Raw genomic sequence first — 21847 nt, forward strand, 5'->3', positions numbered from 1 at the left:
AGGGTTTTTTGTTGCCTGAATCTGCCATTTCCCCATCCCTGATCCAGGCCTACCTGGCAGCGGACTACCGCGTCGATGCGGAGTTGCCCTTCACGCTGAAAGTTGGCGTTTTCAGCGAACCCCTGGCCCACCTCCTTCAGCGCCATCAGTCTGACTGCGCCGCTTACCTCACCGCCTGCAACCCCTTGGGTCGGGACGTGGGAGACATCGAGAATGCGGCGCGCCAAGCCGAACTCAGCCGGGAACTAAAAGGCAGGAGCCTGCGCTTCATCGACGGCGTGGGACTGGACAGCCAGAGCGAGGAAACGCAGAAATGGCCAGGGGAGGTGAGCTTCCTGGTGCTCGGTCTCTCGCTCGAAGCATCCCGGGCCCTGGGTCGTAAGCATGAGCAGAACGCCTTGATCTGGTGCGGCAAGGATGCCGTGCCCCAGCTGGTTTTATTGCGATGAGTCAAACAGGCGTGGCCCGCCTTCCTTCAAGGAAAAACAGCCGGGGGGATTTGTGTTCCAGATTGCTGCCCCCGACACCCTTGTCAAACGCAGCTAAACAGGAGAAACCACAATGGTTGCTATTGCACGTTCAAGCGCTTCCACGCGCATCCAGCAGATCTTGCTGACCACCGCGCATCATTTTGAGATTCGCGCCTTGCCCGATCCACAGCTTGCGCTGCCGGATGGGGAGTTCAGGGACCCGCTGCGATTTCGCTGGTCTGAAACGCCGAGACTGCCCGTTCGACGTCAACCGGATGCGATCTGCTCCACCCTGTCGGCAGGGATGATTCCTGGTTAATTCCACCCCCAGCAACCAGCCGTCAGGTCAATGAATCATCCAGGAATAAAAAATGAGCATTTTGATTGAAGAAAAAGACGTCACAGCCGTCAATCTCGCTGTGGAACTTGAGCAAGCCGTGATCGGGCATGTGCTCGACGAGGACAAGAGCATCTACGTCACGGAAGACGGCTGGTTTCCGTTCTGGATCCGTATCCAGGAAAGCGCCGGCTACGTGACCTTCAAGACCTATACGAACTTCAAGAAATCCACCAGTCACCTGCAGCGCCTGGAGCTGTGCAACGAGCTCAACGCCAAGAACTACCTGGTCACCTCTTGCGTGAAGGACGACCATCTGCTCTTTGACTACATCCTGAACTACCGCGACGGGTTGCTGCGTGAGACCTTCATCCGCTCATGTCGGCAGTTCGCCAGGAACCTTGAAAAGGGACTCGAACTGGTCGATCCCGAAAACGACTTTGTATTGCCCCCCGGAAAAATAGAACCCGAAGATGAGGAAACCCCATGAGTAAAGCAGTCCATCTCGAGTATTACGCAAAAAACCTCTGCTTCGATCCCAAGCCCATGTCGAATGACGATCCCGATCGGACCAAACTACTTAAAGCCATTGCGCTGCTTGAACGAGCTGATAAATGCAAGAACAAGCGCAATGCAGAAAAACTCAATGCACAGGCATTGACCGCCATCATGCCGCTGGAACTGGAAATCCATGGCAGGTCCATTCTGGACGATCTGCCTTCGAGAGTGTTGTTCACGGATGAAAACTCGGACGTGTCGATGCAAGCGAGCGGCGGCGGGCTTCGCATGTCCTATTCGATACGTTTTTCCGCCCGGATAGACAGCGATGTCACAGAAGACACTTATGAGGAATACCTGGGTGACAACGCCTGGCAGTGGGTCGGGATTCGATTTGCCTCGAGCGGGTATGAGGGTGACAGCGGCTCCAGCATGTCCTACTCGATTCGCGACGATGAATGAATCCAATCATGTGATTGATCAAGCCATGCAGCACAACCAACGCGGCCATGCCCTCGGCGCGCTGCTGAGCCGGCCTGTTGATGCCGACAGTTCGCCTGAAACCTTGGAATATGGACAAAGTGGTTGATCTCGAATGCGATTTCGTGTTGCCCCCGGAAAAACAAAACCAGAAGATGAGGAAACCCCATGACCAAAGTGATTAATCTCGAGTATTACGCGAAAAAATTCTGCTTCGATCCCAAGCAGATGTCGGCAGACGATCCCGACCGGGCCAAACTCGTCAAGGCCATTGCGCTGCTGAAAAAAGCCGCCAAATGCAAAGATGAACTGGAGGCAGAAAAGCTCAATGCACAGGCATTGGCCGCCATCATGCCGCTGAAGCTGCAAATCGAAGGTGGCGACCTTCTAGAGGATTTGCCTTCGAGTGTCTTGTTCACGGATGAAAACTCGGACGTGTCGATGCAAGCGAGCGGCGGCGGGCTTCGCATGACCTATTCGGTGCGCTTTTCCGCCCGGATTGACAGTGAGGCTACCGAGGACAACTACGAGGACTACTTGGGTGAAAACGGTTGGGGATGGGTTGGAATCGATTTTGCCTCGGACGGCTACGAATGTGACAATGGATCCACCATGTCCGTCTCGATTGACGACGATGAGTGAGTCGGCCCAAGGGATTTCTCCAACCCAGCAGCAGAGCCGGTTTGACCGAGCCCGCGGCGCCCTGCTGGGCCTGGCCGTGGGGGACGCCATCGGCACAACGGTCGAATTCAAACCGCGCGGCTCTTTTGCGCCGCTGACAGACATGGTCGGCGGCGGTCCCTTCCAGCTGCTGCCCGGGCAGTGGACCGACGACACCAGCATGGCCCTGTGCCTGGCGGCCAGCCTGCTCGAAAACGGGTTTGACCTGCATGACCAAATGCAGCGTTATGTCCGCTGGCATGACGAAGGGTACATGTCGAGCAACGGACGGTGCTTCGACATCGGCATGGCGACCTCGTCGGCGCTCGAGCGCTTCCGGCGCACCGGCAACCCGGTGGCGGGCTCGCGCAAGCCGGACAGCGCAGGCAACGGCTCCATCATGCGCCTGGCGCCGGTGCCGATCCATTACCTGCAGACGCCCGAGCAGGCCATCGAGATGAGCGCGGCGCAGTCGACCACGACCCACCAGGCGCCCGAATGCCTGGCAGCTTGCCGGCTGCTGGCCGAAGTGATGGTCCGGGCCCTGCAGGGCAACTCAAAAGACGACCTGCTGGCGCCCTTACGGCAAACCCTTCCGATGTCCAGCGCACTGCAGTCGATCGCCCGGGGCGACTACCAGACCAAATCAGAAGACCAGATCAGGGGATCCGGGTACGTGGTGCAGAGCCTGGAGGCGGCGCTGTGGTGTTTCTCGCGCACGGACAGCTTCGCGGCGTGCGTCCTGCTCGCCGCCAACCTGGGCGATGACGCCGACACGACGGCGGCCGTCGCGGGCCAGCTGGCCGGTGCCTTTTACGGCGAGTCCGGAATTCCGGCGCCATGGCTGCGCAAGCTGGCCATGGCCGGGGACATCGGTCAGTGGGCCGAGCAGCTGCTCCTTCAAAAGCCGAAGGGATGACGGGCGAGCGGCCTGAGCAGTGAGCAGGCGCCGTCCGGTGAACGTTGGAGGTGGTCAGCTTTGAAGACCGACCGGGCCATGAATTGACAACAAATCGGGAGTGTTTTGCATGAAAAATGTGTTGGCCGTGTTTTCTCACGGCAAGGAGTCCGGCCCGCTGGGCTCGAAGATTCGCGCGCTCATGCGCGTGGCCGAACGGCAAGGCGCGCAGACGCTGTCGGTGAACTACCGCGAGCATCCCGACGGCACGGCCATCGACCACGACGCATCAGGCGAGGCCGACCGGCGCGTGGCCCAGCTGCTCGCGACCAGCTTGCCCGCGCACGACCGCCTGGTGCTGGTGGGCTCGAGCATGGGCGGGTATGTCGCCACGGTGGCCAGCGAGCACTTGAAACCCGACGCTTTGTTCCTGCTGGCCCCGGCCTTTTACCTACTTGGGTATGCGTGCCAGGACCCGGTGCCGTACGCCACCTCCACTCTGGTCGTGCATAGCTGGGGCGACGACGTGGTGCCCCCGGACAACAGCATCGGGTTTGCGCGCCAGCACCGCTGCGCGCTGCACCTGCTTGATGGGGACCACCGGCTCGATGCGGCGCTGCCCGCCATCGAGCCGCTGTTCGGGCTGTTTCTAGAAGACATCCTGGCGGCCGACAGCGCACCACCGGCCAGCGCACGATAACGCCACGGACCTGACCCGCGCCAGGTGTCGGTTTACCTTAAGTCTGTCACTTTTGCACCTTAAGTTGGCACAAATGCTACCTTTGCTCTGTCACCTAAAGCGAACAGCAGCTCAAAATGACTCGGCCTCAAGGCCCACAGGCAAGTATTTGTAGATTCCGGATGCAGCGGCTTGTTCGATCAAATCCAAGGTAATGCACTCGGTTTTTTGACGAATTGCCAGTTCTGCCGCCTGCACCAGCAACGTCGTGACCTTGCCCGTCAAGCCAGCACTCAGGCTCATCAATTTCTGGATGATGTCCTTGTCCGCCAATGGCGACGGTTTCTCCAGCGGTAGCAGCCGTCCAAAGCTCACCACGAAAGCCCGGAATTCATTGCTTTCACGCCACTTGGGCAAAGCAAACGGCTCAAAGCGTGAGGCGATTTGCGGGTCCGTCTGCATGGCATACAGCGCCTCGTTGGTGCCCAGCGCAACAATGGGAATACGCAACTCGTTGCTGATGAATTTCAACTGGTTGAGCAGTTGGCGTTGCTCACGAACCGTCCCGGCCAGCAGGTGGTGTACTTCGTCAATAATCATCATTTTCGGTGGCTGTCGATGCAAGAGCCGCAGACCCAGAAGTTCCATATCCACGCCCCGGCGGTTGATGGGGGCCTGTATCCCGAGTCCCTCGACGATCTGTGCATAGAGTTTGTCGTCGGACGGTTTGGCTGGCATCTGCAGATGCACGCCTCGCCTGACTTCAACCTCATTCAAGTCATTGCAGACGTTGGGGTTGTCGCGAAGGAACTTTTCGACAATCATGTTCTTGCCGATGTTGCTGTCACCGTGCAGCAGCATGCAGGGCATGCGCCCGCTGGGTGGATGGTTCAGCAAGTGTCCCATCCTGGCCAGCGCTTCGTTGCCGCGTGCATAGGCAACCCACTTGGGGGAATACAGCCGGGTTACGCGCTCCTCGGTAGAGTCCTCAAGAAACGACCAGACGCCCGTGTGCAAATGATCCAGGTTCGGTGTCATTCAGTCATCCCAGACCTCTGCGTCAGATGGCAATACCGGCTCGGAATAGTCCACAGCACTTTCTCCCAAACGTGATCGGTCCATCGTAGCGAATTCGGCATTGCTTTGGCGCTGTGACTGCCGACGGGCGGCTTTTGTCTTTGCCGTGGCATTGGCGATCAAAGCGCGCTGTGCGACCACGGCCTTGAAGATGGCCGCCTGAGCTGGCGCGTTGTCACCATCACCGCGCAAATAGGCCACAGCGGCCCGCTGTTCCCACAAGGTAATCGGCGGCAATGACAGATCGGCATAGGGAACCGGGTAATAGCGTTTGTCGGGGCCAACGACATAGATCCTGGACAAATTACGCGGGTCATAGCGAACGGTAAGTGGCGCGCCAAGCTGCACGATCGCTGGCAACACGTTGTCCCAGTACCGGATGTTGAAAACATGCAGTCCATCACGGCGCAGTTTGCGTTGCAAAAATGGCAGGAAGCTGATGGTGAATTGATCTGGATGATGGGGCAAGGAGCGTGGAATAGCATCGTCGGCATTGGCCGCAGTCTGCCATGCGGCCAAGGGGCTCTGGCCAATTCCATTGTGGATGCGCCGGTGGTATTACTCGCATATTTCAAGTGTCAACCACTGCTCCAACTCGTTCAGGGTCATTCGTGCCTGCGCCTCAGAGGGATAGTCTCCCTTGTCTTGCGGATTGGAGCCGGTTGTTCCTGGTAAAAGATGAACCCGGCCCATCAGGGTTCCGATCAGGCGTTCGATATGCCCCCCGTAATGCGGCGTCGCGACCGGGCGAAGAATCAACCGGATGCCGTGTTCGTCACACCCTCGGCGCAGTGCTGCTGCGGTGAAGTCGGCGCCATTGTCGGCATGCACCGCCTGGGGCAAACCCCAGACGGGCCAATTGCAGTTGAGGCCGCGCTGCTTGAGCCAAAGCTCTTTGGGCAAAGTTGCGTGACTCAGACACAGCGCCACGGAGGTCGATGATGGCGCCTCCAGGGACAGGTAAAACCCGACAATGACACGGGTTGCAACGTCCACGGCCAGCGTCAGCCATGGCCGCCCTATGGGAAGTCGTCTTGCTTCGTCAACGACAATCAGATCGACAAGCGTGTGGTCAATTTGTACGACGCCAAGTGGCTGGTTGACTCGGTACCGTCCTGGCACAAAGTCGGTCAGCGATGCAGCCTCGCCCGGCTGCAGTCTTGCCTTGGCCACTTCTCTGGTGTCGAGAGCTTTGAGCCGGGCAAGGATGGGTTTACGAGAAGGCGGCTTCAAGCCCTGGGCGGCACAGCGCAGATGGACCATGCGCACGACCTCCTCCTTTTTTGCGCGCACCTTTGTGAGATAGACATCATTGATGACATCGGTGATCAAGCGCTCAAGGTGCGCGTCAATGCGCCTGCCGCCAACAGGTGGGCCCATCGGGCGGTGCAGCAAGGCAGATGTCTGTGGCGTCTCGCGATAAACGGCGAGCCATCGAAAGACGGTGCGCCGTGACACACCAAACTCAACTGCGACACGCGAGACATGTTGGGCCACATCGTTGGTCTTGAGAATCGCGATGACTGCTGACTCGCGGCGCCGAGCGTCCTCCCACTGGGAGTCTGTTGCTTCATTAAGGGCTGTGGCGCTAGCTGCGCTCAGACCAGATGCAATGGGCGGCGCGCTAAGCTCTACCGCGCTTGTTGTCAGCAATTGACCATTTGCCAGATCACGAATGGCGACTTTGCCATCGCTTTGTATGCGCACGATGGCAACCAGTCGGTTGGCACAAACCGCCACTGCATCCGGTACCACCGACAATTGCCTCATTGTTGATCCTCTGACAGATTGGTCGGCACATGGTGACACACTTAAGGTGCCTTATGCAAGGCATGTGACATGTACAAGGTGCCAATTCTCAAAGCTGACCAATTCACGATCACCCATCGCAGTGAGCAGTCGATCATCAGATTGACCGCAATGGCTGGAGGATTTCTCCACGTTGGAGCTATTCTTTTGATGCCAAGTTAAGGTGTAAAAGTGACAGACTTAAGGTAAACCGACACCACAGCCGCCAGCGAGATGAACGCATCCTGCTGGCCGACGTGAGTTCAGCGCTGCCCTACGAAGTTTTGTGCGAGCTGTGCCTGCCTTATCCGCAACAGCTAGTTGTCTCCGAGCATCTGTGGAGTTTTCAGGATCGCGACCCCTTCGAGTTTGTTACCGGCCCACTGATACCCTGCGTCGCTGCGCACTACCGCAACGAAAACCTTCTAGCCCAATCGCTGTCACACCACCTCGGCATGCTGGCGTCGACCCCATGTGCACCAAGGTACTTCGCCGGCGTAGCCAATCACGACTCACTACCCTGCCCGGCGGATGTGGCCGAATGCCTGCTTACCGCGTTCGTGCTGCTGCCTGGCTCGGTGCCCTTTCTGTACAGCGGCACGGAGTGGGATTGCGCGGTGGCGACAAACCTCGAATTCGGCTCGTTCGAGCTGGCGCAAGAGGTTCCAGCGCAAGGCCTGCTGCTGTTCAATCATCGACCCGTTACAGTCGACGAGTCCCGGCTGACGGCCTTCACCGCATTCTGGAGCGTCCTGCTGCAGCTTCGGCGCTCACTTGGGACGGCCGTGATGCCGGCGTCCTCGCTCCAACAGGTACGGCGCTCGGGAGCACTCGTGCGGTTCAGCGTCGGGGCGGTAGAGATCGTCGTCAACACCGGCGCAGAGCCGGCGCGCACCGATGCGTCGAACGACAGCTTCGGCTTTATGCTTGGGACGCGGGACTTCAGCTTTGACGGCTTCCAGCTCACCTTGGCCCCGCGCAGCACCGTGGTCATCACGCCTGCGGAGTGCCAACTGCCTACCGGAATGTCTGATGCCTTTCGCTGCTTGAAGGGTTTTTCGTGACGCGACACCTAGAGCGACGCCAAGATCAAGCGGGATTGAACCTATCTGAGGCTATTTACCGGGCTTGCAGCCAAGCAGCCTGCCTTTCAAGCCGGTGCGTCGGCTTGCATCAGCAGGGTGTAAAGCTGATCCTTGAGCTGCAGCTTTTCTTTCTTGAGTGTTTCAATTTCTTCCGGGGTTGCCGCTTCAATGCGGGACTCCATGTTCTGGATCTGCTGGTCCAGCGCATTGTGCTGGTCGAACAGGCGGGTGAAGTGGTGATCGGTGGTCTTGAGTTGCGTGATGAGATCGCGGTATTCTGGAAACATGGAAAAAAAACTCCTTGAGGTTAACGATAAACGAGGCGGCAGCGCGGATTGGCTTGTCCGCCACGATGACTGCATGGTAGTGCTGGGCCTGAGCGCCTTGACGTTTCATGGCGCCGATCGGAAGTAGTCCTGGACCTTGTTTGACTCCTGTGCCCTAAGATAAGATGCATTATCTCAGGGTACAATTTCAAGGTCAAAACCGGCCCGAGCCCGCACGCCATGAAAAACCTCAAGCCTGACAAGCACTTGCGCACCCCGCAGTGGGCAGACCCAATGGCGGCCAGCGGGCCTATCCGGCACCCGGTCTGGGCAGGCCACGGCGGGTCCGACCGATTTGCAGCCCCGCCAGCCGCTTTTTCGGCCTTTCCCTGCCCTGCCCCTTCGTGCCTGTTCATTCGCCTCGCCAAGAGCGTTCTGGCAACCTGAAAAATCACCGTAGCGCCTCCAGGCAGACGCCAAAGCCCATAGAAATTGATGTCAAACACGCCCTCCTCCACGCTACTCAATACCCGTTTTGTGCGCCGGCTGGGCCCGCACCACTTCGCGCACCTGCGCGCCTGCGCCGAAGGCCTGGCCATCGCCGACTGCGCCCGGCGCTACCTGGGTGTCGAGCACGGCCACGAGGCGATCACGGCGCACCGGCAAGCCGTCGATGCGGTGCGTGCGGTCGCCCGCCGCCGGGGCGAGAGCGCCTGGCGCCTGGTGGGCCTCACGATCCGGACCCAGGCAGGCAGTGCGCGTCCTGACCTGGACGAGTTCGCGGCCGCGCAGGGCCTGGAGGCATTTTCCGAAAGCGAGGTGGTCAAGCTCTACGCCGAAGCCTTTGCGGCGGACCGAAAAACCGCGCGCAGCCAGCGCCTGAGGGAGCGCCAGCTCGCGCTGCTGCGCCGCCTCGAGGGCCTGGCGGCCGAGACGCCGCAGCCGGGCGACCTCGTGGCGGGCTGGTTCGACGGCGTGCTGGCGGCAAAATTAGTGACCGCCGGAATCCTCACGCTGGGCGACCTCAACGCCCGGGTTTCGGCCGGCGGGCGCTGGTTTGCTTCGCTGCCCGCCGTCGGCGTGGCCAAGGCCAGGGGCATCGAGCGCCACCTGGCCACGCTCTTGCCGCGCGATGTCCAGCCACCCAGGCTGCTGTTTGCCTTGAGCCGGGCGCCAGCGCTTTTTGATGCGCCCTCGCCTTCTGGCGCTTCAGGCGCGCGCGCTGCTTCGCCCTCGGGCGAGCGTGTCCTGGACGATCGTTCGCAGGCCGCCTTGGCGCGATCCCTGCTGGACGCGGGCTCGGACCTCGAGGCGGTCCAGCGCTGGATCCAGGCCCGGGCCGGCTCGCTGGCCACGGCGACGCTCTACCGGCGCGAAGCGCACCGCCTCTTGCTGTGGCTGCAATACGAACGTGGTGAAAATGGCCGGGGCGCGACGCTCGCGCAGATGGGCGTGGCCGAGTGCAGCGCGTTCATGGCGTTTTTGCAGCACATCCCGCCGCGCTGGATCTCCCGGGTTCGCGCCGCACCGGGCCAGCCCGGCTGGGCGCCGTTTCGCGGCCAGCTCTCGCACCGAAGCTGCCGCCAGAGCATCACCATCATTGCCTCGCTGTTCGCCTGGCTGCAATCCGCGCGGTATCTGGCAGCCAACCCCTGGGTGCTCGTGAACCAGGCCACGGGCGACGACCCGGGCCACAAGATGCTCGACACCAAGGCGCTGAGCGAGGCGGCCATGGCCGAGGTCCTTCGCTTCATAGACGCCCAGGCGCCCTCGCCTTCCCGCGCGCGCATGCGCTTTATCGTGCGGTTTGTCGAGGCGGTCGGCCTGCGCTCGGCAGAACTCCTGTCGGCCCGGCTGGGCGACCTGCGCATGGAGCCCGAGGGATGGGTCATGCAGGTGCATGGCAAGGGCGCGAAGAACCGGATTGCCGCCGTCCCTGGACAGGCGCTGCACGCGCTGGAGGACTACCTGCTAGCGCGCGGCCTCGGATCGATCCAGGCCGCGGCACCTAGCGCGCCCCTGCTGGCCGCTACGCAGGATGCGATGGCGCCCATCGGCTACCAGGCGCTCTACGAGCATGTCAGGGGATGGCTCGCCAAGGCGGTGCGGGCGTCCAGCCTGCCCGCCAACGAGCGCGATCGCCTGGCCGGGGCGACGACGCACTGGCTGCGCCACACGTTTGGCACCCGGGCGATTGCCCGGCAGGTGCCTCTGGACGTGATCCAGGCGCAGATGGGGCATGCGAGCATCCAGACCACCACGGCGATCTACGGCCGGGCGCCGATCCGGCGGCGCGTGGATGAGTTGGGGAAGGCGTTTGGGTGAATGGTTTTGAGTTTCTGGAGTTGACCAGCCGCTTAATTGGCCCGTGAGTCTGGAGTCGAGGCTTGCGATGTTACCGATGCTGGATGTTTCGTCGCACCTGCAAAGCATTGACAGGCATGGCGGCTCTGGTTGCGGAATTCGTAAGCCATGTGGGCGATTGAAGACGGGGTGCAGCCTGATGGTGTCCAGTCAGAGATGGGGTATGAGTCCGTAGAGACTACTGCTGTGTACTACCAGGCGCAGCAGAAGCGACGTTAATGTGAGATTGATTAGACCTCTGACATGAGGAAATGGACTTTTCCAAGGGTGTAGTACCGTACTACATCCCTATAAATTTTCACGCGCGGACATAAAAAAAGGCGTCGTCAGACAATGCCTATTTTTTTAACTTAAGTGTAGTACGGTACTACACCCAGAATGATTTCACTCAGCCATCACGCTGGCTATGAACTTTTCGATCTTGGACAACTTCTCCCGCCCCAGAGTGTCGAATTCATAAGTGATCATCTTATCCCGCTCTGTAATCGTCAGGACGCGTTTACCGACAGTGACTTTACGAGCTACAGGCTTGCTTGAGGAGGAAACCTTGCCGACGAGCAAGTTGAATGCACTCTGTGACGATAGGTGATTGCCCGAGGATCTCTGTTTCTTGATATCAGCAGCTCGAGCAAGAATCAACTCGGGCTCTTTCTCAAGCGCAGCCTTGAGGTCGGATGCCCAACGATACTGGATGTCAAGTCGGGACTCAAAGGAATCAAGAATTGGCTCTGGCAGGCGAGCCAATGAAACGGCCTTTGAGATATTCGTAGGATCAGCGCCAATCTCCTCAGACAACTTCCGCAAGGAACTAAATAGGCCTGAGTCCAAAGCCCGTGCGTACATCAATCCTTGCTCAAAAGGACGAAGGTCTGCGCGTTCACGATTCTCACGATCCATCTCGACGAACATCGTCTTCTCATCGATGTCATCAACAATCACATTCACCTCGATGCCAAGTTCAAGGCAAGCCCGGTGACGACGATGCCCGAAGACAATCTCGTACTTGGCGCCGCCAGAGGTATCCGCAGATTTCAGCGGTCTAACTTTGATCGGCTGAATGTTGCCTGCAGCAGATTCAATCTCTGCCTTGAAAGCCGCAAACTCAGGAACTTCAAAGGAGTCCTGGTGGCGATTGACCCAAGCACTGGCCTTGATCTCGCTGGGATGGATCTTCATCACTGGTTTTGCAGCCTTCAGGGCATCGATCTCAGCCTTCAGCAAATCGATCTTCATCGTGCTGACGCTGCCATGGAGCGGCCCAGCAGCACGAGCGAAAGAGGAGGGAGGTGAAGTGGAGTCTTTCGCTTCAGCAGACTGGCGCTCGGCCAGAGCCTTCTTACCTGCCGCAAATTTCTCAGACAGTTTGCTCATGATTACTCCTTGCCCTGCGATTGCCAAACACGCACCAGTTGGTCTTCAGTGATCTCAATAAGACGCTCATAGGCTTCATAGGCGCGACGATAGGTACGAGCGGATTGTTGGGCCACTGTCGCGTCATAGACGGTCCCAAACTCTGCAGCGGCTGTTTTTGCAGCCGCCGTGGAAGGAATCTCTATTGGTAAAAGATGCTTTCCATAGGCCTCAGTAATCCACTCTCGCACAAGAGCTGCAGCTGTATCGTTGGCATCGACACGAGAAAGAAGCACATTGACAAAGCTGTATTCCTTCTGCATTCCGTACTCTGCAAACTCCTCATTCAAATCAACGAAAAGATCCCAGAACTGGGTTGAAGATACAAAGTCCATTGCCGAGGGAGGCAGGGGGACCATAAGGATGTCTGCAGCGTAGAAGGCGTTGATCGTCAGGTAGTCGAGGGCAGGGGGGGTATCAATGATCACAACATCGTAGAGATCGAGTATGTCCTCATCAAGCCCATTGCTCAAGACACTCCAGAACTTCACCCCGTCCTTTTGAGCGCGAGCAGGCAAGTGGAACTGGGCGCCGGAGATCCGGGGAGCAGCACCGATTAGGTGGATGTTGGACCAGTAGGTCGGGCGAATCGCATCCGCCAGTGTTTGAGCGTCACCAGAAGCTACATTGAGAATCGTGTCTTCATCTTCTAGCGTCTCGGGAGCCACACCCATCAGGCTCGTCAGGCTGCCTTGTGGATCCGTGTCAATGACCAAAACCTTATGGCCGCGAAGACTCAAACCTTGCGCCAGGGTAGCGGCAGTTGTTGATTTGCCAACGCCACCTTTGAAGTTGCCAGCGGCGATAACAACAGCTTTCGGCATCTGGCCAGCCGCAATACATCCGCGCTTCGATTTTGAATGACGATACTCCAAAACCCATTCTTGGGCTTCCTTAAGTGTGAACATGCGACGTCGGGCTTCTTCTCGACCATCAGGCAGTCCCCCCTTTCTGCGCCGGTGCTCTAACTTGTTCCGGTCAATCCCGCACAATTCCGCTACTTGAGCAGAGTTGAACTCTGGCGGAACTTTTTGGGCGGACGGAGCTGCTGCTGCCGCACGATTCTGAGAAACCACCTCATGTGCACGAGTGCGCATAGCTGCCAACTCAGCAATAGAAACGGACGGGCGAGGTGAGATGTTTGATGTGTTGGCCATGCACGGATTCTAAGTCTTTCAAAACAAAAAGCATAATCTGCCACGTTTGATTTTGAAAACATAAAAACCTCGTGATGGTCCCTATCGATTGTTTTGCATCCCAAGATGGTTTGCAGCCTTGGCTGTTGAGAGGTCTTTTTCAAAAGCCTACTGTCTTTTAATTTTTACAAATAAGTCATTCAATACTATTAAGTTCCTTAAAACAAACGTAAGCTATTGATTTTTAATGTTTTTTCTGAATTTCATGTCCGACTTTGAATACGATCTGTCCGAGTTTTAATTCGCTCATGTCCGGCTTTGAATACGATATGTCCAACTTTTAATAAGGCAAGTCCGGCTCGAACGCTCGCAATAGGGATAGGAATTTGTTAGGAATAAAAAAAAGAAGGCTATGGAGCTATTTCTACTCCTTTGATTGGTTTATCTGTCCGGCTTTTTATACGAAAACTGAATTTTTTCTGTTTTCGTATAAAAAGCCGGACACTTGCATTTTGTGATATTTCTGTCCAAAACATTGATAAGATTGGACACATGAAATCAGTAAGCACGCTCAACAAGCCGAATGTCTCCCTGGTGATGATTCCAAAGGCGGGCAAGCTTACGGCTATCGAGCGAAAGTTGCTCAACTCGATATTGCTTTCTTCAGCCCGGCAGTTGCGCGAATACCGGGCATTGCATAGCCAAGATCCTTCCAACACACACCTTTATTCCGCTCTTGCGGATGAGTTGCTGGATCCAGTAGAAGTTGGCAAATCTAATTTGAAGTCAGCGTTGCGCAAGCATGTTTTAGCCCTAAGGCGTGCTGTGATCAATTGGGAAGCACCAGACGCAAAGAGCGGGGTCGTCTGGGAAAATCTCAGTATGCTTAGTGAAGCAAGATTTGAGATCCGCAACGGAGGCCTCTATGTGTTATGGGCGCTGCCGCCAAAAATAAATGAAGCTCTGTCTGACTATCAAGAATTTCATTTCACTAAGCTTGACCTTGAAAAAATCTCTCGGCTCAAGAGCTATACAGCTGTTGCACTTTATGAGATATGCGTCAGGTACAAGAACAATTTCCGCAAAGAAGGTAAAGGTGAGCGCATCACTAACGCGAGCCCACCTGAGTGGTGGGTTGATGCGCTCACAAACATAGTCCCGAAGACAAATAAAGAGACGGGTCAGCCGGTACGCCGAGAGTGGCGCAAAGTGAAGAACGAGGCCGTTAAAAAAGCAATCGAAGAGATCAATGCCGTAACCGATCTGGACATCGTGTTGACCGAGAAGAAAACGGGTAAGGCCGTTAGCCTGGTGCAGTTCGAAATTCGTCTGAAGAAGCCAGAGCCGCGGGAGATTCAAAGTAGCCATTTTGAATTGATTAAGTCGGGTATCTGCCTTGGTCTGACGGAGACGCAAATTGCATCTGGAATTGAGCGAACATCAGTGGAGCAAGTCGGCTTAGGCCTTGCAAAACTGGAGGCACGAATCAAGCATCAGGAACTTGAGCCTGTGGTGAACGTGGGGCGGTACTTCAATTCGATCATCAACGACGGTGCGCCGGTGAAGGTGGTTAATGATGCTGAAATTGAGCGCAAGCCTGCACTGTTGACTACTGACACACCGGTTGCTCAAGAGAAGAGCGTTCTGACGCTGGCCAGGGAGGATTTCATGACTCTTCCTGAGGTGGAAAAGCGAGGCTTCGCAGCCCGAGCCCTTAAGGTGCTGGTGGCCCGAGGTGTCGCAACGGCACGAATTCAACGCAATGCCGAGGAGGGCGTCTGGAGTGGGGTGCTTCTCAGCCAGATGATTGAGATCTTTAGCGGGGAAAAGTCAATCAAGCCGGCACCATCAGATGGTCCGTGAATTTCCACTGATGAATTCGGTCGTCAAATAGCTTGACATACGAGTCCCCATAGAAGAACTTCCCAATTTCCGGTAACGTCATCCAGTTTGGCATTCCCCACACTCAGGCTAGGCGCCCAGATTGGGTTTGTCGTGTCGAGATTCTCACTAGTCTTTTTGGGCTGCATTCCGTTTCAGTGACGTGACCGGGCCGTTTTCGTCAAAAGCTTTGGGCCGGATGCTGGTCGGTGGCGGGTACTGAAATTATCGCCACTTTGCCGACCGCCAGAGCATTGAGCCCGGAGTGACCGGCATGGTGCAAGCGGGTTGGACCACTTATGACAGCAGTCCGACTGAAGCTGATGGCCAACTGAAAGTTCTTGAGCAACAGCGATGGAGCAGGAGCAACGGGTCAGAGCTTTCATTTTTTTGGCTGCCAAATTTCTGCGGTTATTCGAGCGTTATCCGTCATGTTCGACTACGCAGTACCGATTTCAGCACCGTGAAGAAAATCAGGCAGGATTCGTTTCGGACGAACGTTTTTCGATCAGGCGGAACTCCGGATGTTGACCCGTCAGCAGCAAGAACATCGCAAAAATGGGCTCCGGCATGTTCCTGTCGTCGGTTGCGCTTTCCAGCGCTTGCCATGTGCGAGACTGAACGCCACCGCGGCTTCCCGCCTGAAGGGGATACCCCATCAGCTCGGCAGCCTGCACCTGACTCAGTCCTGCCGCCATGCGTGCAGCCTTGAGGTTTTCGCCGCTGGGTGCTGGCATGTCGAGTCTGATGATCGTGCTCATGGGCGTTGTGCTGCTGTTCGTTGAATGGCTGAAAAATAGTCGCCTCACCGCGCTACTGCCTGAAGTCACAATGCACGTGAGGTGCGATGGATTATCGGCGAGCGAAGTCATCGGCCCGCTGCCGAAAATCGCACCGAAAAAACACCCGAATGGGCGCACATCGCTCGGCGTCAATCCGGCGATCACGACTGCGCGGTCAGTGAAATGCGTGCAACAGTCTTTCACCGCCGCTCACGGCTCACTATCCTGGATAGACCAGATTGCAGCGGGAGCCCCCAGTGGCGCTTGGTGGCCGGCGGGCAGGTTTCGGCCAGAATGCGGACATTCACCGAGAGAACATGGAGGCGTTCAAGGCTGGCCACGAACGGCAGCGGCTTCGACCACCGCGACACAGTATGCACAATAGGCACATGTCCGAAACTCCTATCCTTGACAGCCGTCCTGACGAATGGGTCAATCCCGCCCCGAGTGCCGCGCCCTACGCGCTGCAGTACCCCTGTGGCGAGCCGCCCGCTTCTGGCCAGGTGCGCGAGGTCGCGCCCGGCGTGCTGTGGCTGCGCATGCCCTTGCCGTTTGAGCTCGACCACATCAACCTGTGGGCGCTGGCCGACGAAGACGAGCACGGCCCCGGCTGGGCCATCGTCGATACCGGCACCAAGACGCCCGAGGCACTCGCCGCCTGGCGCCAGTTGATCGCTGCCGACGGCCCGCTGGCCGCCACGTCCCAAGGCGCGCGCATCACGCGCATCTTGTGCACCCACATGCACCCCGACCATGTCGGCATGGCCGGCTGGCTCACGCGCAAGTTCGGCTGCCGGTTGTGGATGACACGGCTCGAATACCTGACCTGCCGCACCCTGGCGGGCGACACCGGCCGGGAGGCGCCCGACGAGGCCATCAGCTTTTACCGCCAGGCCGGCTGGAATGAGGAAGCGCTCGATGTCTACCGAACCCGCTTTGGCGGCTTTGGCAAGTACATGCATGCGCTGCCCGACAGCTTCCGGCGCATCAGTGACGGCGAGACCCTGCGCATCGGCGCGCACGACTGGCGCGTCATCGTCGGCCGAGGCCATTCGCCCGAGCATGCCTGCTTGCTCAGCGACGAGCTGGGCGTGCTGGTGTCTGGCGACCAGGTGCTGCCGCGCATCTCGTCCAATGTGAGCGTGTTCCCCACCGAGCCGGATGCCGACCCGCTGGGCGACTGGATCGCGAGCATCGCTCACCTGCGCACCACGCTGGGCGATGACCTCTTGGTGCTGCCGGCGCACGGGGAGCCCTTTCGTGGCCTGCACGCCCGGCTGGACCGCCTGGCACAAGGCCATGACCGCGGCCTGGAGCGGCTGCGCCGAAGCCTGGCCGATAGCCCCAGGCGTGCGATAGACGTCTTCGGCGCGCTGTTCGCCCGGCCGATCGACAACAATGGCCACCTGCTGGGCCTGGCCACAGGCGAAAGCCTGGCCCACATCAACCACCTGCTGGCGCGCGGCGAGGCGGTGTGCGAAATGGGCGTGGACGGGGTGCGCCGTTACCGGATGAAGTGAGCATGGACGGCGGCCAGCCCCGCCAGTGTTTTCATGATTGATGAGGCGTTGTCGCGGGAGATGCCCGGAGAGATTCAGCGAGGCTGTTTTGATCGGTCGCTGCACCGCGGCTACCCTTGCCAGGGGCAGCCGATTGACTTGTCCCGGCGCACAGGCTGTTGCCTTCGAATGCAGCCCTGGCGACGCAAAGCGCGATCTGAAGCTGCGGACCGTAGTCCCTCACGCCATAGTTCTCGATGCGAAGTGGGCGTGCCGCTCAAGCTCTCGGGCTGCGCCCCGTGCCCGGATGGCCCGGGTCACGGCCTGAAGGCATTGATCCTTCACGCCTTTGCGCGCCAGGCTGTGGAGCTGCACGTCTTGCACCGTGCAAAAGCACGGGTCCACGTCAGACGGATCAAAAGACCCTTGGGAACTGAGCCTCAACGCGCCGGGTTCCAGCGGGCTCGAAGTGAACCGGTTTCCGGGCATGTTGAGCTCCAGCATTGACAGCAGGAGACGCCGGGAGCGCGAGATGCGCGAACTGCTGGCCGGGCAGGTCTGGCAGCCAGGCGCGCACCGCGAGGAAATTCGCAGCGTCCTGAGCGCCATCACCGATATGATGGCGCTCAGCCCATGATGACTGATGACACTTCCCCCTTCCTCCCTTTTGTGGACCGCGCGCCCAGGCCCGTGGTCACGCTCAAACCACGCGCCCGGTTGGCCGAGGCAACGCTGGCCAGCCTGCGTGCGGCGGGCAGCGCGGCACCAGGCGAGGCACTGCGCCTTCCCCTGGCCGACATCGACGAGGACCCCGACCAGCCCCGGACGGTGTTTGACGACGAGGAACTCCAGAGCATGGCCCGGAGCATCCTGGCCCATGGCGTGGTGCAGCCCATCGTCGTGCGGCCTCCCGTGAACGGGCGCTACGTGCTGGCCTTTGGCGCGCGCCGCCTGCGCGCGTCCCGGCTGGCCGGCGTGACCGACATTCCGGCCGTGATCCGGGCCCAGGGACCGGGAGACTTTGCAGCGCAGCTGATCGAGAACCAGCAGCGCGCCGACCTGTCCAACTCCGACCTGGCCGCGGCCATTGCCCGCCTGGTCCGCGAAGGCCTGACCACCAGGCAGATCGCGGCCATCTGCGCGCTCAAGGACTACCAGGTGACGGCCTTCCGGCAGGCCGGGGACTTGCCGCCCGCCCTTAGCGCGCGCCTGGACACCGCGGACATGCGCGCGCTGTACGACTTGTTTCGCCAGTGGAGCAAGACGCCGGCGGAGGTCATCGCCGCCTTGCCCGAGGCCGGCACATTCCTCAGCGTGACCGAGGCGAGGCGCATCATTGGCGCGATCACCGGCAAGCCCACCGGCAGCATCGTGCTCGAGCGCGCCCGGGCGCAGGCTGCGTTTCAGGACAGCGGCCAGAATCTGCCAGGAGGCGAGCCAGAGGACGAACCCGAAAAAGCGCCCCCGGTGCGCGAGCCGCCTGCCAAGGAGCGCCCGCCGATCGAGGAGCCGCCCGCGCCAGAAGGCTTGCCGGCTCAGGCCCAACCCAAAGCCGCCCCCGGTACCGTGCAGGCGAGCCAGGGCGGCGCGCCCGTGTTCCTCGTGGCCGCGGGCAATGGGCCGAGCGGCCGGCTGGTGGTGGACCGGCGGGCCGGGCGGGCAGGCTGGGCGCTGGTAGCCTACGCCACCGGCATCGAGGAAGTGGATGCGGCGCAACTGCGGATCGTTCGCATCGAGTAAACCCATCATCCCGTGTCCCTTGAAAAGGGGCCGCCCCTTCAGTTCCGCCGGCGGTTCGACCTCCATGGTGGCCCCGTGTTCAAGGGCCGCACCTGGAGCGCACACCGTTTTGCCTCAAGCCTGTCAATCGAAGCCTGACCGCTGAAGGCGGAAATGGCCTATCGGCTGCTCTTCCACCATAAATTTTAATTATGTCTATAGGCTTGGATGACCACGATGCTGTACTCGGCCCGACTGTGGCTTGAGCATTAATTTTCAGCGCCTGACGTCTTTCTTGCCGCCGAATGCGCAATGGTATTGTCGAATGCTGGCTGATGAAGGTGCTGCGGCGCCAGCCAGTGCAGCCAAAGTCCACGCATCCATGCAACGGCGTAGAGCACCGAGACGGCGAAGATGCCCCACTGCTCAGCCTGCAAGGGTCAGCTCCTGCTCGAAGGCTGTATCGAGCTGCCTTTTGCCGAGCAGTTTGATTCGCAGGCAGGAAAAATTCGTCCCGTTTGAGGAACTGGCATCCGTTCCTGCCGCAAACACGTTCATCAACCGGCAACGCGCAGAAACCCCCCTTGCAGTGCACCCTGCATTGCCGCCAAAATGAACTGCCCGAAGCCGCACCATCGAACTCCAACGCGCAAAAGAGGTATTGCCATGGCCGTGCCGATAAACGCTCATCCGTTCCCCAGCGCCCAGATGACCCGCATCAGCCGCCGCAGCACGCTGGGCGCGCTGTCCGCCGTTCTGCTCTGGCCCGGCGCCGGGCGCGCGCAGGCTCCGGATGCCGCGCGTCTGCAGTCCTGGCCGCTCAACACGCCGCGTGCCACCGGCATCCATGACTTGGCGCCGGCGCCGGATGGCGGGGTATGGTTCTCTGCGCAGCGCAGCGGGCACCTGGGCTGGTTTGACCCGCGCACGGGCAAGCCGGAACTGATTTCTTTAGGCGATGCTTCGTCGCCGCACGGCGTCATTGCCGGACCCGACGGCGCGGCCTGGCTGACCGACGGTGGGCAAAACGCCATAGCGCGCGTGAGCTGGCCAGCGCGTGAGGTGAGGCTTTTCCACCTGCCTGCCACAACGCCCCATGCCAACCTCAACACGTGCGCCTTTGATGGCGACGGCGACCTGTGGTTTACCGGGCAAAGTGGCTATGTTGGCAAACTCGCCGTGCGCACCGGCTTGGTCAGCGTGAAAGCGTCACCGCGCGGACGCGGGCCCTACGGCATATGCGCCACGTCCCAGGGGGGACGTGTGGTGGTGCTCGCTGGCAGGGTCGTTCATTGCACAAATCGACCGAAAAACCGGCGTGTCACGCATCGTAGAACCACCCACGCAGCGCCAGGGCGCGCGCCGCGTCTGGTCCGACAGCCGTGGCCGCATCTGGGTGGCCGAATGGAACAGCGGCAACCTCTCCATGCACGACCCGGCGCTGGGCATGGGGGCCAACAGTTGGCGCACCTGGAAAGCGCCAGGAGCCGATCCGCATGTGTACGCCGTGTACGTGGACGACCAGGACATCGTCTGGGCCGCAGAGTGGAGCAACAACGCCATGCTGCGCTTCGACCCGGGCAGCGAGAAGTTCGCTGTGATACCCATGCCACGTCCCGCCGCTAACATCCGCCAGATACTGGGCCGGCCTGGGGAGGTTTGGCTGCCGGAAAGCGGGACCGAGTTTATTTCGGTGATCAAGACGGGGTGAATGCCGCGAAAAACAGCCCCCATCACGCAGACGCCATGTCCACCCAAATCTCAGACATCCACATCGCCCAGGCCGACCCGCTTCCGCAACCCCGGCTGCTGCAGGGCGAACTGCCAGCGGGCGAAGCCGAAGCCGCATTCATTGCCGCCTCGCGCGCCGCCACCCGCAATATATTGCGCGGCCTGGATGACAGGCTGCTGGTTATCGTGGGCCCGTGCTCGATCCACGAGCCTGAGTCGGCCCTGGAATACGCTGCACGGCTGCGCCGGCTGGCCCCGCGCCTGGACGATTCGCTGCTGCTGGTGATGCGCGTCTACTTCGAAAAACCGCGCACGCGCATGGGCTGGAAGGGTTTGATCTACGATCCGGAACTCGACGGCCAGGGCGACATTGGCGCGGGCCTGCGCCATGCGCGGCGCATCTTGCTGGAATGCGCGCGGCTGGGCGTGCCGGCGGCCTCTGAAATCCTGGACCTGGTGACGCCGCAGTATTACGCCGAACTGCTCACCTGGGGCGCGATCGGCGCCCGCACGGTGCAAAGCCCGCTGCACCGGCAGATGGCTTCGGCCCTGTCGGCGCCCGTGGGCTTCAAGAACGCTACCAACGGCAGCGTGGGCGCCGCCATCGACGCCATCCATGTGGCCGTCCAGTCGCATCGCTTTCCCTCCATCTCGCTCGAAGGCAAGGCCATCGTCATCACGACCACCGGCAACCCTGATGGCCACCTGGTGCTGCGCGGCGCCAGTGACGGGCCGAACTACGACGCCGCCAGCGTCAGCCGCGCCGCGGCGAGCCTGTCCCAGGCCGGCCTGCCCGCGCGGCTGGTGATCGACTGCAGCCACGGCAACAGCAACAAGGACTTTTCCAGGCAGCCCGCCGTGGCGGCCGATATCGCGCAGCAGATCGCCAGCGGCTCGAGCAGCATCTGCGGCCTCATGATTGAGAGCCACCTGGTCGAAGGCCGGCAGGACATCGTCGATGGCCGCCAAGGCCTGCGCTACGGGCAGAGCGTCACCGACGCCTGCATCGGCTGGGAGGCGACCGTGGCCGTGCTGGAGCAGCTGGCGGCGTCCGTGCGCCAGCGCCGGGCGGGCGCCAGGGCTTGAT

At 59.9% G+C, this 21847-nt stretch carries 25 protein-coding genes and 1 pseudogene; 17 read left to right on the top strand and 9 right to left on the bottom strand.

All coding sequences use genetic code 11. The features are described from left to right. Nucleotides 1-11: 11 nt before the first annotated feature. The 8 genes from PNAP_RS23970 to PNAP_RS23995 all read left to right on the top strand — a co-directional run bounded on the left by PNAP_RS23970 (nt 12) and on the right by PNAP_RS23995 (nt 4043). Complete coding sequence (locus tag PNAP_RS23970; RefSeq protein WP_232290870.1) at nt 12-449, top strand: DUF3293 domain-containing protein; 438 nt, start codon at nt 12-14, stop codon at nt 447-449. A gap of 112 nt (nt 450-561) precedes the next feature. Beyond that, nucleotides 562-789 carry a hypothetical protein gene (locus PNAP_RS27455; RefSeq protein WP_157040552.1) on the top strand — a complete coding sequence of 76 codons (228 nt, stop codon included), beginning with the start codon at nt 562-564 and terminating at the stop codon, nt 787-789. A gap of 52 nt (nt 790-841) precedes the next feature. Then, a complete protein-coding gene (locus PNAP_RS23975) occupies nt 842-1297 on the top strand; it encodes a type III secretion system chaperone family protein (RefSeq protein WP_011798467.1) in 456 nt (151 codons plus the stop codon). Further along, a complete protein-coding gene (locus PNAP_RS23980; protein WP_011798468.1) occupies nt 1294-1767 on the top strand; it encodes a hypothetical protein in 474 nt (157 codons plus the stop codon). The genes PNAP_RS23975 and PNAP_RS23980 overlap by 4 nt, the downstream gene beginning before the upstream one ends. Beyond that, on the top strand, nt 1760-1894 hold the full coding sequence (locus PNAP_RS28200) for a hypothetical protein (RefSeq protein WP_269667382.1): 135 nt from the start codon (nt 1760-1762) through the stop codon (nt 1892-1894). Before PNAP_RS23980 ends, PNAP_RS28200 begins: the two co-directional genes overlap by 8 nt. 59 nt (nt 1895-1953) lie before the next feature. Then, complete coding sequence (locus tag PNAP_RS23985; RefSeq protein WP_011798469.1) at nt 1954-2427, top strand: hypothetical protein; 474 nt, start codon at nt 1954-1956, stop codon at nt 2425-2427. After that, the gene (locus PNAP_RS23990) at nt 2420-3364 is read left to right on the top strand and encodes an ADP-ribosylglycohydrolase family protein (protein WP_011798470.1); all 945 of its coding nucleotides are present in this window, start codon (nt 2420-2422) and stop codon (nt 3362-3364) included. The genes PNAP_RS23985 and PNAP_RS23990 overlap by 8 nt, the downstream gene beginning before the upstream one ends. 109 nt (nt 3365-3473) lie before the next feature. Next, nucleotides 3474-4043, top strand: a complete 570-nt coding sequence (locus PNAP_RS23995) for a YqiA/YcfP family alpha/beta fold hydrolase (protein ID WP_011798471.1) — start codon at nt 3474-3476, stop codon at nt 4041-4043. Between the two features lie 111 nt (nt 4044-4154). On the opposite strand, the gene PNAP_RS24000 is transcribed toward PNAP_RS23995, so the two are convergent. Genes PNAP_RS24000 through PNAP_RS25325 form a run of 3 tightly spaced genes read right to left on the bottom strand, consistent with a single transcriptional unit; the run spans nt 4155 to nt 6869 of the window. Continuing rightward, the gene (locus tag PNAP_RS24000; RefSeq protein WP_011798472.1) at nt 4155-5060 is read right to left on the bottom strand and encodes a TniB family NTP-binding protein; all 906 of its coding nucleotides are present in this window, start codon (nt 5058-5060) and stop codon (nt 4155-4157) included. Beyond that, nucleotides 5061-5618, bottom strand: coding sequence for a Mu transposase C-terminal domain-containing protein (locus tag PNAP_RS25320; protein ID WP_049763845.1), 558 nt, complete (start codon nt 5616-5618; stop codon nt 5061-5063). Nucleotides 5619-5657: 39 nt separating this feature from the next. After that, nucleotides 5658-6869 (bottom strand): DDE-type integrase/transposase/recombinase, encoded by a 1212-nt coding sequence (locus tag PNAP_RS25325; RefSeq protein WP_049763846.1) that lies wholly within the window; start codon nt 6867-6869, stop codon nt 5658-5660. A gap of 275 nt (nt 6870-7144) precedes the next feature. Between PNAP_RS25325 and PNAP_RS24010 the strand changes: the two genes are divergently transcribed. Beyond that, a complete protein-coding gene (locus PNAP_RS24010; protein WP_011798475.1) occupies nt 7145-7951 on the top strand; it encodes a hypothetical protein in 807 nt (268 codons plus the stop codon). Between the two features lie 86 nt (nt 7952-8037). Here PNAP_RS24010 and PNAP_RS24015 read toward each other — a convergent pair whose 3' ends face one another. Further along, complete coding sequence (locus PNAP_RS24015; RefSeq protein ID WP_011798476.1) at nt 8038-8259, bottom strand: YdcH family protein; 222 nt, start codon at nt 8257-8259, stop codon at nt 8038-8040. A 474-nt stretch (nt 8260-8733) separates the two neighbouring features. On the opposite strand from PNAP_RS24015, the gene PNAP_RS24020 reads away from it, so the two are divergent. Then, nucleotides 8734-10563 carry a tyrosine-type recombinase/integrase gene (locus PNAP_RS24020; RefSeq protein WP_011798477.1) on the top strand — a complete coding sequence of 610 codons (1830 nt, stop codon included), beginning with the start codon at nt 8734-8736 and terminating at the stop codon, nt 10561-10563. A gap of 423 nt (nt 10564-10986) precedes the next feature. Here PNAP_RS24020 and PNAP_RS25330 read toward each other — a convergent pair whose 3' ends face one another. Beyond that, on the bottom strand, nt 10987-11973 hold the full coding sequence (locus PNAP_RS25330; RefSeq protein WP_049763847.1) for a ParB/RepB/Spo0J family partition protein: 987 nt from the start codon (nt 11971-11973) through the stop codon (nt 10987-10989). 2 nt (nt 11974-11975) lie between these two features. Further along, the gene (locus PNAP_RS24030) at nt 11976-13169 is read right to left on the bottom strand and encodes a ParA family protein (RefSeq protein WP_011798479.1); all 1194 of its coding nucleotides are present in this window, start codon (nt 13167-13169) and stop codon (nt 11976-11978) included. Nucleotides 13170-13700: 531 nt separating this feature from the next. Here PNAP_RS24030 and PNAP_RS24035 point away from each other — a divergent pair. After that, the gene (locus PNAP_RS24035) at nt 13701-15011 is read left to right on the top strand and encodes a replication initiation protein (protein WP_041377775.1); all 1311 of its coding nucleotides are present in this window, start codon (nt 13701-13703) and stop codon (nt 15009-15011) included. A 491-nt stretch (nt 15012-15502) separates the two neighbouring features. On the opposite strand, the gene PNAP_RS27460 is transcribed toward PNAP_RS24035, so the two are convergent. Continuing rightward, nucleotides 15503-15790, bottom strand: coding sequence for a helix-turn-helix domain-containing protein (locus PNAP_RS27460; RefSeq protein WP_041377776.1), 288 nt, complete (start codon nt 15788-15790; stop codon nt 15503-15505). A gap of 410 nt (nt 15791-16200) precedes the next feature. Between PNAP_RS27460 and PNAP_RS24045 the strand changes: the two genes are divergently transcribed. The 3 genes from PNAP_RS24045 to PNAP_RS25335 all read left to right on the top strand — a co-directional run bounded on the left by PNAP_RS24045 (nt 16201) and on the right by PNAP_RS25335 (nt 19050). Next, nucleotides 16201-17331 (top strand): MBL fold metallo-hydrolase, encoded by a 1131-nt coding sequence (locus PNAP_RS24045; protein WP_041377777.1) that lies wholly within the window; start codon nt 16201-16203, stop codon nt 17329-17331. Between the two features lie 466 nt (nt 17332-17797). Then, nucleotides 17798-17947 (top strand): hypothetical protein, encoded by a 150-nt coding sequence (locus tag PNAP_RS27465; RefSeq protein ID WP_157040554.1) that lies wholly within the window; start codon nt 17798-17800, stop codon nt 17945-17947. Next, nucleotides 17944-19050, top strand: coding sequence for a ParB/RepB/Spo0J family partition protein (locus PNAP_RS25335; RefSeq protein WP_011798484.1), 1107 nt, complete (start codon nt 17944-17946; stop codon nt 19048-19050). The genes PNAP_RS27465 and PNAP_RS25335 overlap by 4 nt, the downstream gene beginning before the upstream one ends. A gap of 248 nt (nt 19051-19298) precedes the next feature. On the opposite strand, the gene PNAP_RS27470 is transcribed toward PNAP_RS25335, so the two are convergent. Together PNAP_RS27470 and PNAP_RS28100 are read right to left on the bottom strand one after the other, a co-directional pair. Next, the gene (locus PNAP_RS27470; protein ID WP_157040555.1) at nt 19299-19466 is read right to left on the bottom strand and encodes a hypothetical protein; all 168 of its coding nucleotides are present in this window, start codon (nt 19464-19466) and stop codon (nt 19299-19301) included. After that, nucleotides 19456-19878 carry a hypothetical protein gene (locus PNAP_RS28100; RefSeq protein WP_232290874.1) on the bottom strand — a complete coding sequence of 141 codons (423 nt, stop codon included), beginning with the start codon at nt 19876-19878 and terminating at the stop codon, nt 19456-19458. Before PNAP_RS28100 ends, PNAP_RS27470 begins: the two co-directional genes overlap by 11 nt. Nucleotides 19879-19881: 3 nt before the next feature. Between PNAP_RS28100 and PNAP_RS28425 the strand changes: the two are divergent. From PNAP_RS28425 to PNAP_RS24065, 3 genes and pseudogenes are all read left to right on the top strand, one after another. Then, a pseudogene (locus PNAP_RS28425) lies at nt 19882-20229 on the top strand (Vgb family protein); the annotation flags it as partial. A 118-nt stretch (nt 20230-20347) separates the two neighbouring features. After that, nucleotides 20348-20740, top strand: coding sequence for a Vgb family protein (locus PNAP_RS28265; RefSeq protein ID WP_332261710.1), 393 nt, complete (start codon nt 20348-20350; stop codon nt 20738-20740). A 35-nt stretch (nt 20741-20775) separates the two neighbouring features. Next, on the top strand, nt 20776-21846 hold the full coding sequence (locus tag PNAP_RS24065; RefSeq protein WP_011798485.1) for a 3-deoxy-7-phosphoheptulonate synthase: 1071 nt from the start codon (nt 20776-20778) through the stop codon (nt 21844-21846). Nucleotide 21847 lies beyond the last annotated feature (1 nt).

Origin of the sequence: Polaromonas naphthalenivorans CJ2, assembly GCF_000015505.1 — a bacterium.
Classification (GTDB): Bacteria; Pseudomonadota; Gammaproteobacteria; order Burkholderiales; family Burkholderiaceae_C; genus Polaromonas; species Polaromonas naphthalenivorans.

Excerpts from the sequence above, each read along its gene's own strand:
- PNAP_RS24065 (WP_011798485.1), top strand. The coding sequence starts at position 20,776 with ATGTCCACCCAAATCTCAGACATCCACATCGCCCAGGCCGACCCGCTT.
- PNAP_RS27455 (WP_157040552.1), top strand. The coding sequence starts at position 562 with ATGGTTGCTATTGCACGTTCAAGCGCTTCCACGCGCATCCAGCAGATC.
- PNAP_RS23995 (WP_011798471.1), top strand. The coding sequence starts at position 3,474 with ATGAAAAATGTGTTGGCCGTGTTTTCTCACGGCAAGGAGTCCGGCCCG.
- PNAP_RS27465 (WP_157040554.1), top strand. The coding sequence starts at position 17,798 with ATGTTGAGCTCCAGCATTGACAGCAGGAGACGCCGGGAGCGCGAGATG.
- PNAP_RS25325 (WP_049763846.1), bottom strand. The coding sequence starts at position 6,869 with ATGAGGCAATTGTCGGTGGTACCGGATGCAGTGGCGGTTTGTGCCAAC.
- PNAP_RS24030 (WP_011798479.1), bottom strand. The coding sequence starts at position 13,169 with ATGGCCAACACATCAAACATCTCACCTCGCCCGTCCGTTTCTATTGCT.
- PNAP_RS25335 (WP_011798484.1), top strand. The coding sequence starts at position 17,944 with ATGATGACTGATGACACTTCCCCCTTCCTCCCTTTTGTGGACCGCGCG.
- PNAP_RS24035 (WP_041377775.1), top strand. The coding sequence starts at position 13,701 with ATGAAATCAGTAAGCACGCTCAACAAGCCGAATGTCTCCCTGGTGATG.
- PNAP_RS23985 (WP_011798469.1), top strand. The coding sequence starts at position 1,954 with ATGACCAAAGTGATTAATCTCGAGTATTACGCGAAAAAATTCTGCTTC.
- PNAP_RS24000 (WP_011798472.1), bottom strand. The coding sequence starts at position 5,060 with ATGACACCGAACCTGGATCATTTGCACACGGGCGTCTGGTCGTTTCTT.
- PNAP_RS24015 (WP_011798476.1), bottom strand. The coding sequence starts at position 8,259 with ATGTTTCCAGAATACCGCGATCTCATCACGCAACTCAAGACCACCGAT.
- PNAP_RS23990 (WP_011798470.1), top strand. The coding sequence starts at position 2,420 with ATGAGTGAGTCGGCCCAAGGGATTTCTCCAACCCAGCAGCAGAGCCGG.
- PNAP_RS24020 (WP_011798477.1), top strand. The coding sequence starts at position 8,734 with ATGTCAAACACGCCCTCCTCCACGCTACTCAATACCCGTTTTGTGCGC.
- PNAP_RS28200 (WP_269667382.1), top strand. The coding sequence starts at position 1,760 with ATGAATGAATCCAATCATGTGATTGATCAAGCCATGCAGCACAACCAA.
- PNAP_RS24045 (WP_041377777.1), top strand. The coding sequence starts at position 16,201 with ATGTCCGAAACTCCTATCCTTGACAGCCGTCCTGACGAATGGGTCAAT.
- PNAP_RS28100 (WP_232290874.1), bottom strand. The coding sequence starts at position 19,878 with ATGGATGCCGGTGGCACGCGGCGTGTTGAGCGGCCAGGACTGCAGACG.
- PNAP_RS23980 (WP_011798468.1), top strand. The coding sequence starts at position 1,294 with ATGAGTAAAGCAGTCCATCTCGAGTATTACGCAAAAAACCTCTGCTTC.
- PNAP_RS27460 (WP_041377776.1), bottom strand. The coding sequence starts at position 15,790 with ATGAGCACGATCATCAGACTCGACATGCCAGCACCCAGCGGCGAAAAC.
- PNAP_RS25330 (WP_049763847.1), bottom strand. The coding sequence starts at position 11,973 with ATGAGCAAACTGTCTGAGAAATTTGCGGCAGGTAAGAAGGCTCTGGCC.
- PNAP_RS23975 (WP_011798467.1), top strand. The coding sequence starts at position 842 with ATGAGCATTTTGATTGAAGAAAAAGACGTCACAGCCGTCAATCTCGCT.